At 66.5% G+C, this 15118-nt stretch carries 11 protein-coding genes and 1 pseudogene; 1 reads left to right on the forward strand and 11 read right to left on the reverse strand.

Annotated features, from left to right (window positions below):
- From ACFVTE_RS21730 to ACFVTE_RS21770, 9 genes and pseudogenes are all read right to left on the reverse strand, one after another.
- A pseudogene (locus ACFVTE_RS21730) lies at window positions 1-791 on the reverse strand (hypothetical protein); the annotation flags it as partial.
- Between the two features lie 87 nt (window positions 792-878).
- On the reverse strand, window positions 879-1898 hold the full coding sequence (locus tag ACFVTE_RS21735; RefSeq protein ID WP_387104213.1) for a hypothetical protein: 1020 nt from the start codon (window positions 1896-1898) through the stop codon (window positions 879-881).
- 309 nt (window positions 1899-2207) lie between these two features.
- Entirely contained in the window at window positions 2208-3278 is a 1071-nt protein-coding gene (locus ACFVTE_RS21740) for a Gfo/Idh/MocA family protein (RefSeq protein WP_387104215.1), read from the reverse strand.
- A 222-nt stretch (window positions 3279-3500) separates the two neighbouring features.
- The gene (locus tag ACFVTE_RS21745; protein WP_387104217.1) at window positions 3501-4208 is read right to left on the reverse strand and encodes an ABC transporter ATP-binding protein; all 708 of its coding nucleotides are present in this window, start codon (window positions 4206-4208) and stop codon (window positions 3501-3503) included.
- A gap of 2 nt (window positions 4209-4210) precedes the next feature.
- Window positions 4211-5656 (reverse strand): ABC transporter permease, encoded by a 1446-nt coding sequence (locus tag ACFVTE_RS21750; protein WP_387104219.1) that lies wholly within the window; start codon window positions 5654-5656, stop codon window positions 4211-4213.
- Window positions 5657-5845: 189 nt separating this feature from the next.
- Window positions 5846-6946: a substrate-binding domain-containing protein gene (locus ACFVTE_RS21755; protein ID WP_387104221.1), complete on the reverse strand. Its 1101-nt coding sequence runs from the start codon at window positions 6944-6946 to the stop codon at window positions 5846-5848.
- 55 nt (window positions 6947-7001) lie between these two features.
- Window positions 7002-8279 carry a multiple monosaccharide ABC transporter permease gene (gene mmsB, locus ACFVTE_RS21760; protein WP_387104223.1) on the reverse strand — a complete coding sequence of 426 codons (1278 nt, stop codon included), beginning with the start codon at window positions 8277-8279 and terminating at the stop codon, window positions 7002-7004.
- Window positions 8276-9880 carry a multiple monosaccharide ABC transporter ATP-binding protein gene (mmsA, locus tag ACFVTE_RS21765; protein WP_387104225.1) on the reverse strand — a complete coding sequence of 535 codons (1605 nt, stop codon included), beginning with the start codon at window positions 9878-9880 and terminating at the stop codon, window positions 8276-8278. The genes mmsB and mmsA overlap by 4 nt, the downstream gene beginning before the upstream one ends.
- A gap of 129 nt (window positions 9881-10009) precedes the next feature.
- A complete protein-coding gene (locus ACFVTE_RS21770; protein ID WP_387104227.1) occupies window positions 10010-11200 on the reverse strand; it encodes an ROK family transcriptional regulator in 1191 nt (396 codons plus the stop codon).
- 200 nt (window positions 11201-11400) lie between these two features.
- Here ACFVTE_RS21770 and ACFVTE_RS21775 point away from each other — a divergent pair, with 200 nt between their 5' ends.
- Complete coding sequence (locus ACFVTE_RS21775) at window positions 11401-12216, forward strand: nitrilase-related carbon-nitrogen hydrolase (protein WP_387104229.1); 816 nt, start codon at window positions 11401-11403, stop codon at window positions 12214-12216.
- On the opposite strand, the gene ACFVTE_RS21780 is transcribed toward ACFVTE_RS21775, so the two are convergent.
- Both ACFVTE_RS21780 and alr read right to left on the reverse strand, forming a co-directional pair.
- On the reverse strand, window positions 12213-13832 hold the full coding sequence (locus ACFVTE_RS21780) for a helix-turn-helix domain-containing protein (RefSeq protein WP_387104232.1): 1620 nt from the start codon (window positions 13830-13832) through the stop codon (window positions 12213-12215). The genes ACFVTE_RS21775 and ACFVTE_RS21780 overlap by 4 nt on opposite strands.
- A complete protein-coding gene (gene alr, locus ACFVTE_RS21785; RefSeq protein WP_387104233.1) occupies window positions 13822-15054 on the reverse strand; it encodes an alanine racemase in 1233 nt (410 codons plus the stop codon). Before alr ends, ACFVTE_RS21780 begins: the two co-directional genes overlap by 11 nt.
- Window positions 15055-15118: the final 64 nt, after the last annotated feature.

Raw genomic sequence — 15118 nt, forward strand, 5'->3', positions numbered from 1 at the left:
GTGATATCTGCAGCGGCTGCTACGTCGGCTGCGGGGACGGTGGTGCCCGTTCCGGCTGCAGTGTTGCCGAGGTTCACGTCGGCGGCGGCAGCCACGCCGGCCGCGGGGGCGGTACCCGTGGTCGTGTTTCCAAGGTTGACGTCGACCACGGCGGTGGCGTCAGCGGCCGGAACAGCCGTGCCGGTTCCGGTCACTGCGGTGTTGCCGAGGTTGACGTCGAGGGTGGCTGCTACGTCAGCGGCCGGAACAACGGTGTCGGTTCCGGTCACTGCAGTGTTGCCCAGATTGATATCTGCAGCGGCTGCTACGTCGGCTGCGGGGACGGTGGTGCCCGTTCCGGCTGCGGCGTTGCCGAGGTTCACGTCGGCGGCGGCAGCCACGCTGGCCGCGGGGGCCGCCGGGGCGGTACCCGTGGTCGTGTTTCCAAGGTTGACGTCGACCACGGCGGTGGCGTCAGCGGCCGGAACAGCGGTGCCGGTTCCGGTGCCGCCGAGGTTTACATCCACCACAGCCGTCGCGTCCGGTGCCACGCCTGCAGTGCTGCCGTTCGGGGTGCCGCTGTTGAGGTTGAGGTCGGCGTTGACGCTGACCCCGGAAGAATTCGACGGCGCTGGGCCACCCAGCAGACCCAGCGACGTCGAAGCTTTGAGATCCGCCGAAGCGGTTTCAGAGGCGACGTTGACCGCGCCCGCAGCAGTGGTGTCCGCGGCGCTCGCCGCGGTTGCGCCGAGGGCAAGTAACCCTCCGGCAAAGAGGGTGCCTAACAGGCCCCTGCGAATTGTCTGGTGCATTGTGATGTCTCCTGAAAAGTTGTTGACGGGCGCTCATGGCAACCCGATTGGCCGCGTGTCTGCCCCAGGGAGGCAGAGAGGGCCCAACTAGTCAGGAGAGGAGCCGGGGTCGATGGCCACCGGCGAAGGAACATGCTGAAGGGGCCCGCTGACCGGGACAAAGCCCATGAGCGGCAGGTATTCAAACGGGCTGTTCAGCCAGGCGGCAGAAGCAGAGGGGCCGCCAGAGGAGGTGCCGCTTCCCGACCCTGAGGCCGGCGATGGAAGAAGCGCCTCGGGCGACGGTGTGTTGTCTCCACCCGAAGGGGAGTCTCCGCCTGCAGGAATCTTCGGAGCAGACCCCGTGGGGTTAACTGCAGCAGCTTTCGGCGCAAGGGCGTGGCTGAACTGAGGGTAAGACGCGACGGCCGGCTGCACACGAGCCGCGGACACCGCAGAGGGCACGGCCGCAACGCCCAGAGTCGCCCCTGGACTTGCGGAAAGTTGTCCCGTGGCGGCGAGGTCAACTGCGGGCAGCCGCTCCGAAACCGCGACAGTGCCCGCCAGGACGTCGGTGACGGGCTCAACGGTCGGAGCCGTCAGAGAGGGTGCTTGCGTGAGTACCTCGGTGACCGGATCAACGGGAAGCTCGACAGGCAGTGCCTCAGTCACCGGGCTCACGGCGTCGGTTACAGGTTCCATCACCTCGGCTACGGGCTTAAGAACCTCGGCCACCGGCGTCACGACAGTTTCGGCCGTGTCCGTCAGCGATCCATCGGCAACGGAGGCAACGGGATCGGTAATCCCAGCCAAAGTGTCCTCGGGAATCGCCCCGCCAAGGGGTAGTCCGCCGAGAGTGGCGTCAACGGGTTCCACAATGTCCGTCACAACAGGGGCAACGACGGCCACAGGTGCTGGCGCCGCAGGCGTGGAGGAATCGGGAGCCACCGGGGGAGGCACAACAACCGAAGGCTGTGGGGCCGGCGCAACTGTCGCCGGCAATCGTGCCGGGATGGCTGCCGGATCAACGGCGGGAAGGGGCAGGGGCGCTACTTCCGGCGTCGGCTGTGCAACGGCGCGGGCTTCGTGTGCCTTCGGGGAGACCAGCGCACCAACGCTTCCCGCCACGCTGTCAGCATTGCCTTTGACGGACGAGACAGCCGAGGAGATACTCCCGCCAAGCGAGTCAGATCGGTGTGAATCGGCATCGGCGGCCGGGGCGGATACAGCCAGCCAGGCCACAGCGGCGGCGCCGGCCAACAGAACCGGGCGCAAAGGGCGCAGCGCAGACCACGACAAAGCCGCAATGGTCATGCTTACCACCCCCAAGCCCACCGAATGAATCGACGATCGACTACAGCCTAAGCCTGCCCCAAAGTGAGAGTCCAGACCCGGCGAGAATAATTCTTCCGATTCGATGAAGCCCTGAAGAGGTACTCAGTGCGCATCGTTGGGGTACGCGACACCGAGCTGGGCGCGCACGCCGTCGAACAGCCGCATCGTATTGAGCGAGTCCTCGAGAGGCATGACCGGGCTCTCGGTCAGGCCTTGCTGGATGCAACGCGTTACCTCACGAAGCTCGTACGTGTAACCCCGCCCCGTCACCTCAAAGTGTTCCGTCCGCGGTGTTTCCTGTCCGATCCCCACCACCAGCTTTTTGGGGTTGTTGATCGAGCCGAGTGTCTGCAGGTACCCCAGGCTCCCCGCAACCGTAGCGGTACGGGGTCCGTGGCCCAACAGGGATGAGGTGAGCTGTGCCTGCGCACCGTGGTGGTAACCCAGCGTCAGTGCATTCTGGGCGTCCACGCCGTCGTCGTTCAAGGTGCCCATGGCACTGACCGTCTGCGGGAAGCCCAGGGTGCCGAGGGCCCACAGCAGCGGGTAGACGGTGATGTCGAGCAGAGCGCCGCCGCCGTCCTGGACGGCCCAGAGCCTGGCGGTGGGGGAGTAGGGTGCCGGGAAGCCAAGATCCGCCGTGACCCATTGGACAGTCCCGAGTTCGCCGGAATGTGCGATCTCGAAGGCCCGCTGCATGCTGGGCAGGAAACGGCTCCACACGGCCTCCATCAGGAACAGCTTCTGTTCGCGGGCGACGTCGATCAGTTCGGCAGCCTCACGGGCGTTGATGGTGAACGCCTTTTCGCAAAGCACATGCTTGCCTGCCCTGAGCGCAGCCAGCACCACCCGGTAGTGCTGCGCGTGGGGCGTGGCCACGTAGACCACGTCCACCGAGTCGTCGGCGAGGAGCCGCTCATAACCGTGCTGTCCGCCGTCGTCCCCGTAGGCCACAGCAAAGCCGAACTCGCCCGCGAACGCGTCCGCGGTGTGCTGGGCCCGGGAACTGACGGCGTACAGTTCCGCATCCTCCAAAAGCGCCAGGTCCTTTGAGACCAGGGAAGCGATTCGGCCTGTGGCGATGACACCCCACCGCAGCCGGCGGCCCGTCGCCGCAAGGGGATCCTGGTTGGACTGGCTGAAGAGCCATGGCTTGGCGATCGGTGACGTCATGACGCCATCCTCTCACCCGGGTGAGGAAGCGTCGGGTCAAAACCTGCAGGAGGTGAGGAAGCGTCCGGTCAAAACCTGCAGGAGGTGAGGAAGCGTCCGGTCAAAACCTGCAGGAGGTGAGGAAGCGTCGGGATAAAGCGTGCGAAAGGTGAGGGAGGGTTTGGGCCCGCCCCCACCTTTCTGCGCCAACTCGACGTCGGTTATCTTGAACTGCCGCGCTGCCTAGACCGTTGCCGGCTCTGCAGCGCGGCCGCGGACGGGCTCCTCCGTGAGCTTGCCCTGCTGGAGGCGGAACCGGCGGTCCGTCTTGTTGGCGAGCGTGCGGTCGTGCGTCACCACGAGGATGGTGGTGTTGTGGTCGCGGCTGAGGGAGCTGAGCAGTTCGATGATGTGCTCGCCCGTCTGCTCATCGAGGTTGCCCGTGGGCTCGTCGGCGAGGACCAGCTTAGGTTCGTTGGCGAGGGCCCGGGCGATGGCCACGCGCTGCTGCTCGCCGCCGGAGAGCCGGTTGATGCGGCGGCCGTGCTTGTCCGGATCGAGCTGAACCTGCTCCAGCAGCACCCGTGCCCGCTCGGACCGGACCGACTTCCGGACGCCGGCGAACTCCATGGGAAGCATGACGTTGTCCAGCGCGGAGAGGTTGGGGACCAGGTTGAACTGCTGGAACACGAAGCCGATGTCGCGGCGCCGGTAGTCGGTCAGCTTCCCGTCCGGCATGCCAGCCAGGCTCACGCCGTTGACGACGACGTCCCCGCTGGTGGGCTTGTCCAGCGCACCCAGGAGGGAGAGCAGCGTGCTTTTGCCGCTGCCGCTCTTGCCCACGATGGACGCCAGCGTGCCCTGCTCCAGCTCGAAGCTGACGCCGTTGACCGGCTTGATGGTGCGGTCGCCGGACTTGAACGTGCGGACCAGATCCTTGACTTCAATCATGGCTATTCTCCTCGGAGGACTTCGATGGGGCGGATGCGGGCGGTGAGCAGGGCCGGGACCAGGGCGCCAATGATGGCGACGCCGAACACTGCTGCGATGCCGGCGGCGAGGATTTCAGGGGACACGCTGGCGGTGACGGAGGTGAGCAGCTGGGAGGCGCCGCCGAACGGTCCACCTTGGCCGCCGGGGACTCCGCCGGCACCGCCGGCGAACCCGCCGCCGCGCCCGGTGGGGGCCGCCGTCGTGGTTGTGCTGGAGCTGATCAGGGCGGAGGCGATGCCGCCGCTGGCGAAGGAGGCGATGACGGCGCCCACAACGCTGCCGAGGGCCACCAGGACCAGGGCCTCGAGCACGAACTGCAGGCCGATGGTGCGGTTCGGTGCGCCGATCGCCTTGAGGACGCCGATTTCGCGGCGGCGCTCGCGGACCAGCATGACCATGATCAGCAGGATGATCAGGCCCGCGGTGCCAAGTGCTGCGATGAACGCCACCAGGGAGATGTTCTTGACGCTGTCCAGCGAGGTGACGGCGGTTTCGAGGTTGCGCTGGCCCTGGGTGACGTCGGCCTTGTCGGTGCCGAGCGCGCTCTGGAGTGCCGTCTTGGCGGCGTCGACGTGCTCCATGCTGTCCACCGTGACGATCATCGTGGACAGCTCGCCGGGCAGTTCGGCCAGGGTCTGGGCGGTGGGGAGCGTGACGTAGAGAGCGTTGTTGCCGAAGGCGGTGCCGGCATCGAACAGGCCGGCGACGGTGAAGGTCTTGCTGTTGATGGTGAAGGTGGAGCCGACCTTGAGGTTGTTCTTCTCGGCGAGGGTGGTGCCCAGAAGCGCCTTGGTGGACTCTGCCGTGTAGTCACCCAGTCCGGTGCCCGAGGCCAGGTCCAGTGCCTTGCCGGTGCTGTCCACCTCGGCACCCGTTCCGGTGGCCGTGATGGGAAGGGAGCGCGCAGGCTGCGTGGTCCCGGTGGCGCCCGCGGTCCCGGTTGTTCCCGTGCTGTCCTGGTTGCGCGCGCCGAGCGTTCCGGCATCGACTGCCGCGGTGAGGCTGGTGGTCAGGGTGGTGGTGGTCTGGCCGCCGGGGCCGCCCTGCCCGCCGCCGGGGCCAGCCTGGGTGCCGGCTGCCGCCTGGGCGGCGGCTTCGGTCGCGTTCCGCAGCCGCAGCGCTTTGGTTCCGACGACGGCGGCCACGTTCGGGACGCCCGCTGCGGTCGCTGCCTGCTCGGCAGTGAGCGGCTCGCCGCCGCCTTCGAAGCCCTGGCCGCCGGCCGGATTCACCGTCAGCACGGTCCCCACCGAAGCGTTCAGCTCCTGGACTTTGGCGCCGACGGCCTGGTTGGCCACCTGCATGGCCAGGGCCAAGCCAATGGCGACCGCCAGCACGGCCACAACCGCGGCTGTTCGGATCTTGTTTCTAAACGCATTGCCTACACTTCGGGCGAGGACGCTCACTGCACTCCTTGGGATCACATGCCGGGGGATTGGCCGGCTTCGGATCCCACACTGGTGCCCGCTGCTGTGCAGGAAACGGGCGGTACCTATGTTTCCGCTGTGAGGCCCCGGAGGGCGAAAAGAAGAGCCCCGGCCTCCCGAGTGAACTGGTCACTGGCGGGAGGGCCGGGGCCCCGGGTGTCTGCGGTGTTACTTGGTGATCGGGCCGAGAACCGGGTCGTCCGCGTAGGCCGTCTTGACGTTTTCCTTGGTCACGATGACCGGCTCCAGCAGATAGGCCGGAACGGTCTTGACCTTGTTGTTGTAGGACTTGTCATCGTTGATCTCAGGCTTCTTGCCGGCCTGGATGTCCTTGACCATGACGATCGCGTGCTCAACGAGCTTGCGGGTGTCCTTGTTGATGGTGGAGTACTGCTCGCCGGCCATGATGGATTTGACCGATTCCACCTCGGAGTCCTGCCCGGTGACCACCGGAAGCGGCTTGCCGGCACCCTTGACCGACGTCAGGATGGCACGGGCCAGGGTGTCGTTGGGGGAGAGCACACCATCGATCGGGGCGCTGGTGTACGTGCCTGCGAGCAGGGTATCCATGCGCTTCTGGGCGTTCTCTGCCTTCCAGCCCTGGGTCACGGCCTGCTCGAAGGTCTTCTGTCCGGAGAGCACCTTCAGGGTGCCGTCGTCGATTTTCGGCTGCAGGACGCTCATGGCGCCGTCGAAGAAGACCTTGGCGTTGGCATCGTCAGGGGAACCTGCGAAGAGCTCAACGTTGTACGGGCCGTTCGGCTTCTTGGCCTTCATGCCGTCCAGCAGCGCCTTGCCCTGCAGCTCGCCCACCTTGAAGTTGTCGTAGGCCACGTAGTAGTCCACGTTCGGGGTGTTCAGCAGCAGACGGTCGTAGGCGATGATGGTGGCGCCGGCGTCCTTGGCCTGCTTCAGCTGGGTGCCGAGCTGGGCGCCGTCGATCGCGCCGACGATGATGACCTTGTCACCCTTGGTAATCATGGCGCTGATCTGGTTCTGCTGCTCCGAGACGCCGCCATTGGCGAACTGGACGTCCGGCTTGAAGCCCGCCTGGCTGAGTCCGTCGTTGAACAGCTTCTCGGCAAGCACCCAGTTCTCACTGGTCTTCTGCGGAAGCGCGACGCCGATGGCGGAGTCCTTGGGGAACGCCTCGCCGCCGGAACTTCCGCCGCTCGTCGTGCCGCTGTCTGAACGGCCGCAGGCTGTCAGCGCCAGTGCCGCAATGGCAGCGATTGCTGCCGCCTTTCCTGCCTTACCAATCATTCGCATTTGCTCGGTTCACTTTCTATAGGGGTGGGAAATGTATCCGGGGAGCGGGCGGTGCTCAGGCTTCCCGGGAGATGGTTTCCTTCGTGGAAGTCACTTCGTCCGGCTGGTTGGGGGCGCCGCCGCTGGGGCGGTTGAAGCCCTGGGTCAGCATGCCGATGATGGAGCGCTTGCCCTGGCTCTTGTTGTAGACGTCAAAAGCGACGGCGACCAGCAGGACCAGGCCCTTGATGATCTGGGTCAGGTCGGCGCCCACGCCCAAGAGCTGCAGGCCGTTGTTCAGCACGGCCATGACCAGGCCACCGACGATCGAGCCGATCACGGTTCCGACGCCGCCGGTCACCGCAGCGCCGCCGATGAACACGGCAGCGATGGCGTCGAGTTCCCAGCCCACGCCGTCGAACGGGCCGGACGCCGTGGAGCGGCCGACGAAGATCATGCCGGCGAGGCCGGCCAGGATGGACATGTTCATCATCACCAGGAAGTTGACCTTCTTGGACTGGACGCCGGAGAGCTCGGCCGCGTGGCGGTTGCCGCCCACAGCGTAGATGTGGCGGCCGACAACGGTCTTGGAGGAGATGAAGCCGTAGATGAGCACCAGGACGGCCAGGATCAGGCCCGGGATGGGGAAGGACGTGCCGGGCCGGCCGGTGGCGAACAGGTACGTCGCGTAAAGAATGGCGCCGCAGACCAGCACCAGCTTGGTGACCACCACCCAGCCTTCGGGGACTTCGGCACCGAGGGCCTTGGCGGTGCGGCGGTTGCGGAGCTCGCTGTAGACGACGAACGCGACGGCGAGCAGGCCCAGCAGCAGGGTCAGGTTGTTGAAGCCCGTGTTGGGGCCGACCTCCGGAAGATAGCCGGAGCCGATGTACTGGAAGTCGGGCGGGACGGGAATGGTGTTGGACTTGCCGACGAACTGGTTGAAGCCGCGGAAGAGGAGCATGCCGGCCAGCGTCACGATGAACGCGGGGATGCCCACATACGCGGTCCAGAAGCCTTGCCAGGCTCCGATCAGGGCACCCAGGACGAGGCCCACCAGAATGCCCGCGTACCAGGGAACATTCCAGTCCTGCATGATCAGGGCGACCGTGACGCCGACGAAAGCAGCCACGGATCCGACCGACAGGTCGATGTGGCCGGCGATGATCACGAGCACCATGCCGATGGCCAGGATCAGGATGTAGGAGTTGCCGTTGAAGAGGTTGATCACGTTTCCGGGCGTCAGCGTGCGGCCCGCCGTGGCGAATTGGAAGAAGATGATCAGGGCGACCAGGGCGAAGATCATGCCGAATTGGCGGGTGTTGCCGCCAAACAGCTTCTTGAGCGCGTTCATTTTGTCAGTCCTTGTTCTGGAAGGTTCTGGAGGGTTTCCAGAGGGTCAGGCGTTTTTCGGGCGGAAGTCATGAGTTTCATGAGGCTTTCCTGGCTGGCGTCGTCTTTGTCCAGGACACCGGTGATGGCGCCCTCGAAGATGGTGTAGATCCGGTCCGAGAGGCCGAGCAGTTCAGGCAGCTCGGAGGAGATCACGATGACGCCCTTGCCCTGGTTGGCCAGCTGCTGGATGATCCCGTAGATCTCGTACTTGGCGCCGACGTCGATGCCGCGGGTGGGTTCGTCCAGGATCAGCAGGTCCGGGTCGGTGAACATCCACTTCGCCAGGACCACCTTCTGCTGGTTCCCGCCGGACAGCTTGGCCACGCCCTCCTCCACGGACGGCGTCTTGGTCCGCAGCGACTTGCGGTACTGCTCTGCCACCGTGAATTCCTTGTTGGCATCCACGACGAAGCGCTTGCTGATCTTGTGCAGCGCGGCCGAGACGGTGGTGGTCTTGATGTCATCGAGGAGGTTCAGGCCAAGGGACTTCCGGTCCTCGGTGACGTAGCCCAGGCCGGCATCGATGGCCTGCTTGACGTTCTTCAGGTGGAGTTCCTTGCCGTCCTTGTAGATCTGGCCGCTGATGAAGCGGCCATAGGATCGGCCGAACACGGACCGTGCCAGTTCGGTGCGGCCGGCGCCCATCAGCCCGGCGAAGCCGACGATCTCGCCGCGGCGGACAAAGAAGTTGGAGCCCTTGCAGACGAGCCGGTCCTGGACCTGCGGGTGCCCGACGGTCCAGCCTTTGACCTCGAACAGGACGTCGCCGATCTTGGGTTCGTGGTCCGGGAACCGTGATTCCAGGGTGCGGCCCACCATGCCCTTGATGATGCGGTCCTCATCGACGCCGTCGGCCTTCACGTTGAGCGTCTCGATCGACTTGCCGTCGCGGATGATGGTGATGGAGTCCGCGATCTGCTCGATCTCGTTGAGCTTGTGGGAAATGATGATGGAGGTGATGCCGCGGCCCTTCAGGCCCAGGATCAGGTCCAGCAGGTGCTGGGAGTCGGACTCGTTCAGCGCGGCGGTGGGCTCGTCCAGGATGAGGAGCTTCACGGACTTGTTCAGCGCCTTGGCGATCTCCACCAGCTGCTGCTTTCCGACGCCGATTTCCTTGACGGGAGTGTCCGGGTCCTCCCGCAAACCCACCCGGGCAAGCAGCTCGCGGGTCCGGGTGCGGGCCTCGGCCCAGTCGATCACACCGCGCTTGACCGGTTCGTTGCCCAGGAAGATGTTCTCCGTGATGGAGAGCTCCGGGATGAGTGCCAGCTCCTGGTGGATGATCACGATGCCCGCGTGTTCGCTGGCCCGGATGTCCTTGAACTGCTGGACCTCGTTTTGGTACACGATGTCGCCGTTGTAGCTGCCGTAGGGGTACACGCCGGAGAGGACCTTCATGAGCGTGGACTTGCCGGCGCCGTTTTCCCCGCAGATCGCGTGGATTTCCCCGGCCTTCACCACCAGGCTCACATCGGACAAGGCTTTAACGCCGGGGAATTCCTTGGTGATGGAGCGCATCTCCAAGAGAACCGGCTCGCTTTGCGTGTTGAGGGACGTCATTTGCCCTTACGCCTCCAATGCATTGACTTCGTTGTCTTCCCTGCAAACCACAGGGCCGTCTGATGAAAAAAGTAGATGGAGCATGCCCTTGTCGTCAAGTCTTTAACGCAACGGCCGGATAACGAAAGGCTACGTGCGCCGGATTCCGGCGTGCTGGAAGACGAGGGATGCAGCGCCGAGAGCCTCCGCGCGGTCATTCAGCGAAGACATGGTCAGCGTGGTGGTTTCGCCGATGACCGGCACGGCGTGGCGCACCAGTCCGCGGCGGATGGGGTCCAGCAGGATGTCGCCCAGCCCTGCCAGCGGGCCGCCCACCACGATGACCTCGGGGTTGATCAGATTGGCCACGTTCCCCAGCGCCCTGCCTACGGCGAGGCCTGCGTCGTCCACCACGCGCAGGGTGGCCGCATCCCTCGCCAGCGCCTTGCGGACGATGTCCTCGGGCGTGAGCGGACGCGCCTCGCCCCGGCTCAGCAGCTCGATCATGGTGGTGGTGGAGGCGATGGTCTCCAGGCACCCCCTGTTGCCGCAGCGGCAGATCAGGCCGTGCTCGTGGATGGTCGCGTGGCCGATTTCGCCGGTAATCCCGACGTTGCCGTAATACGGGTTGCCGTTGAGGATCAGGCCCGCGCCAATGCCGGAGCCGATCTTCATGAACAGCAGGTTGCTGATGCCGCTGTGCGGTCCCCAGGTGACCTCGGACAGGGCGCCCAAATTCGAGTCATTGTCGATGAATATGGGGAACTGGAACGCCTCTTCGAGGCGTTCCAGGATGTCGATGCCCACCCACTCGGGCAGGATCGCTCCCTGTGCCACGGTGCTGGTCCTGCGGTCGATGGGGCCGGGGATTCCGACGCCGGCACCCACTACGGCGGTGCGCTCCACCCCGCTGTCCGCCAGCAGCTTGTCGAGCAGGGCGACGGCCGCCTGGATGCCCTGCTCGGCCTGGTGGCCGAGGGGCAGGAGCACTGATTCCTCGGCGATGATGTGGTAGCTGAGCGAGGCGAGAACCACCCGCAGGTGCCGCCGGCCAAAGTCGATGCCCACGGCCACGGCGCCGTTGCTGTTCAGCCGGACGTTGAGCGCGCGGCGCCCGGAACTGGTGGTCGGCTCCGTGGAGGCGAGGCCTGAATCCTGCATGATTTTTACGATGTTGGACACTGTCGCGGTGGACAGGCCCGTCTGCCGTGCCAGCTCCGCCTGGGTCGAAGGGCCGTTGAGCAGGCACTCGATGATCCGCTGCTGGTTGAGGCTCCTAAGGGCGGATTGTGACCCGGGGTTTTTGGTTCGGCTCCTCGTTGAGCGCGATGGTGAGGGCATGAAATGAACATTGCACCATCGGCAGCCTTGTAGTCAAGAAGTTAACGCAACACTCCCGCGCGTGGAAGCAGGGACGCGCCGGGCAATCTGTCCCATGGGCGGTGCAGGGTGGTGCAAATGGACCGGACCGGCGCCGCCCACCGCGGATACGCTGAGTGAAACGGCGTCCGGTGTTGGGCGGGCGTCCACGAAGACTTGAGGTGATCACGGTGAAGCTGGCGCTGATGCAGGCGAACTCCAATGTTTTGGACATCGAACGGAACTGCGCAGCCATCGCCCGTGCGGCTCAGGCCGCCGCGGAAGCGGGTGCCGCCGTGCTCCTGACCCCCGAACTTTTCCCGGTGGGCTACGCCCCGCTGCGGGTCAGAGCGGAGCTGGACCCAGGCACGCTGCCCGGGATCCGGCATACCCTTGCCGGCATCGCGGCCACGCATCGGGTCGCCCTGGTCTACAGCCTGCCCGCCGTTACGGCCGAGGGGGAGTGGCAGATCACCGCGACAGTCCTGGACAACAGCGGACACGAACTGCTGAGCTACGCCAAGGTCCACCTCTTCGGCCCGGAGGAGCGTAAGGCGTTCAGCCCCGCGGAAGCAGCCCCCGCCGTCGTCGATCTGGGTGGCATCAAAACCTCGTTGGCCATCTGCTACGACGTGGAGTTTCCCGAAACCGTGCGCGCCGCCGCCACGGCGGGGGCCGACCTGCTCCTGGTTCCGACGGCGCTGGCTCACGGCTTCGAGTCGGTGCCGCAGGTGCTGCTGCGGGCGCGTGCACTGGAGAGCCAGCTGACGGTGGCCTATGCCAACCACTCCGGGGACGAGGACGGCTGCACGTTCCTGGGCGGAAGCGTCATTGCCGGCCCCGACGGCGAACTGCTCGCCGCTGCCGGTTCCGGCCCGGAACTGCTGTATGCGGAGGTCAGCGCCGAGGCGGCCCGCCAGGCGCGGGATGCCGTGCCCTATCTGCGCGAACGCCGGCCGGAGGTTTACCGCGCCTGGGACGGGACCGGACGGCCCTAATCAGGGCTGGCCGGCAGCTCGTCCACGTACTGCAGGGCAATCCAGAGTTCGGCCCGGACCTGGGCCTGGTTCAGGTCGGTGTCCAACAGTTCGGCCACGGCATTGATCTGCCGACGGACGCTGTTGCGGTGCAGGCCCAGCGCCTTGGCGGTGGCGTCCCAGTTCCCGTTCTCGCCGAGCCAGGTCCGCAGCACGGAGAGGTGCCCGGCCCGGCGTTCGCTGTCCTGGCTGAGTATCGGCTCCAGGAGCCGGCCGGCCAGCATGGTTCCGGCCTCCTGCCCCAGGAGTCCGGCGACCGTCCACGTCACTTCGCCCACCCGGGCGCTCCTGCCGGTGGTCTGGACGCGCTGCCGCAGGGCGGTCACCCGCTGGTAGGCGCTGCTCAGGTCTGTGAGCTCGCTCGCGTCGCCGATGACCAGCCGCCAGCCGAGCTTCTCCACTTCGGCCAGCAGTGCGTCGTCCACCTTGAGCCGGGTGATGGCGGCGAAACCGTAGTCAGTGAGCTCCACGAGCTTGGTGTCGAACAGGCGGCGCCACTGCAGCAACTCCCGTACCGGGCTTTCCGCGGTCCGCCCGGCGACCGGCCCCACCCTGATTCCCTGCACGACGCGCAAGGGCCCGGAGCGCGTGGAGGAAGTGCTCTGGGCCAGCAGGTCCCGGAGCCCGTTGATGTGCCGCGCCCCGCCGGAGGCGAGGCTGTCCGGGTGAAGCAGCAGCGACGTTGCCAGCTGGCTCGGTGCCAGGGAACCGCTGGTCCGTTGCCGGACCAGCAGCTCAAGGAGTCCGACGGCGGAAGAGACCACGTTGTTTTGCGCCGGAGTCAGCGGGGCATCAGTGCCCAGCACCAGCGCCCCAAGGTTGGCGTCCCGGGTGCTGCGCAGCGGGTGCCCGAAGACGAGCGCCGATCCAGGGACATTGAAGGTATCCATCTCCACCCGGGGTCCGCTGCCGCCCAGAAGCCGGCCGAGCAGCGGCTGCAGGGACGCAACCTCGACGCCGGAGCCAGCCCGGGCGCGCACCCGCCCGTCCGCGCCGACCAGCATGGCCCAGACGGGGACGCGCTGGACCAGTGCGGCGAGGAGCTCGTGTTCGGGCCGGGCGGACAGGACGGCGCGCATCAGCTGCCGGTTCGTGTCCGCGAGGTGGCGGAACAACTTCGCGTTCTCCGACTCCAGCAGCTGGGAGAACTCGAGCCCGATGGCGGCGAACGGGACCGTGCTGGGCACTTTCACCAGGGTCAGGTTGTGCCGGACACAGGCCTCCACCACCGTGTCCGGGACCCCGCTGAAGTACGGTTCCAGGCCAAAGCCCAGGGCCCCCACCCTGGCCTTCACCAGGCGCCCGACGTAGGCATCAACCCGGCCGGCGTCACCCGCGTCGCCAACGAAGGGCAAGCCGGCCGTGAGGAGGAATTCGCCGTCGAGCAGGTACGGCGTGGGGTCCTCCAGTTCACTCGGTTCAACCCACCGCAGCAGTCCTGAACCGTTGCCGCCGTCGTGAAGAACGGTGAGCTCCGGCGGCAGCTTCGCCAGGAACTGTTCCAGGGTGACGACGCTCAGCCGCTCCGCCGCACTGGCTGCCGCCGGAACCGTCCGCGTCCCCGCCTCAGGCGACATCCGGCGCACCGTCCCCTGGCTCCTCGTAATCCGGGCACTCGTGTGCCTGCGGCAGGCGGTAGGACCGGGGCAGACGCGGTGCGATCCTGTTGATGATCTCGTCGCCGTGGCTCCCAATCGCGGCACCCCACTCATCGGCGCTCGCGGCCCCGCTCCGGGGATCGCCGAACAGGACGGCCGTGTCACCGACGCTGACACCGCCGGGCTCCGGACCCAGATCCACCATGAACTGGTCCATGCACACCTTGCCGATCACGGGAACCCGCCTGCCGCCCAGCTGCACCACCCTCCGGCCGGAAATGCCTTTCGGGATGCCGTCGGCGTAGCCCAGCGGGATCAGCGCCAGGGACCTCGGCTCATGGGTGATGGCCTGGTGTTCGTAGCTCACGCCGGTGCCGGCCGGAACTTTCTTCACCAGCACCACGGGGGCCGTCACCGACAGGGCGGGCCGGAGTCCGTAATCGGCCGGATCAAGGTGGTCCGCCGGAGCGAGGCCATAGATGGCCAGGCCCGCCCGCACCATGTCGAACGCAAATTCGGGCCGGTCCAGAATGTTCGCCGAACTGGAAACGTGGCACAGTTGCGGGTCCAGTCCCGCCTCGCGCCCCTGGCGGACGGCCGCCTCGAAGGCGTCTACCGCGGCCGCGTTTCCCGGGTGGGCGGGAACGTCGGCCCATGCCAGATGGGTCCAGATGCCTCGCACCGCCAGGTGCCCTGCGACTTCCGCTTCCCGCGCTGCCGCCACCAGTCCGGGCCAGTCCTCGGCGCGGGCGCCGCCGCGGCTCAGGCCGCTGTCCAGTTCGAGGTGGACAGCCGCGGGTTGCCCCAGGGAACGTGCGATGCCCGCCACGATATCCAGTTGCGTGACGCTGCCCAGGGAGATGTCGACGTCGTGGCTGACGGCCTCGCGGATCGTTTCGCTGGACGCGGTGGCGAGGTACAGCCACGACAGCACCGGTGCAGTGATGCCCGCCTGGCGCAGCGCCAGGGCCTCGGTGAGCTGAGCGGTTCCCAGCCAGTCGGCGCCGGCGGCCAGGGCTGCCCGGGCCACGTCGATCAGGCCGTGGCCGTAACCGTTCCCCTTCACCACGGCCATGAAATGCGGCGCCGGCGTGAGTGCCCTGAGGGCCCGGACATTGTCTGAAATGGCGGACAGATCAACGCTGACCTGCCCGGAAAGCAGCGCCTCAGGCGTGCCCGTCTGTTGTGCATTACGTCTCATGCCAGAACACTATAGGACATTTTGCACATCCATGAGATCCGGCTCACACGCCTAGGCTGGAGGC

It is taken from the genome of Arthrobacter sp. NPDC058097 (genome assembly GCF_042884885.1).
Lineage (GTDB): Bacteria > Actinomycetota > Actinomycetes > Actinomycetales > Micrococcaceae > Arthrobacter.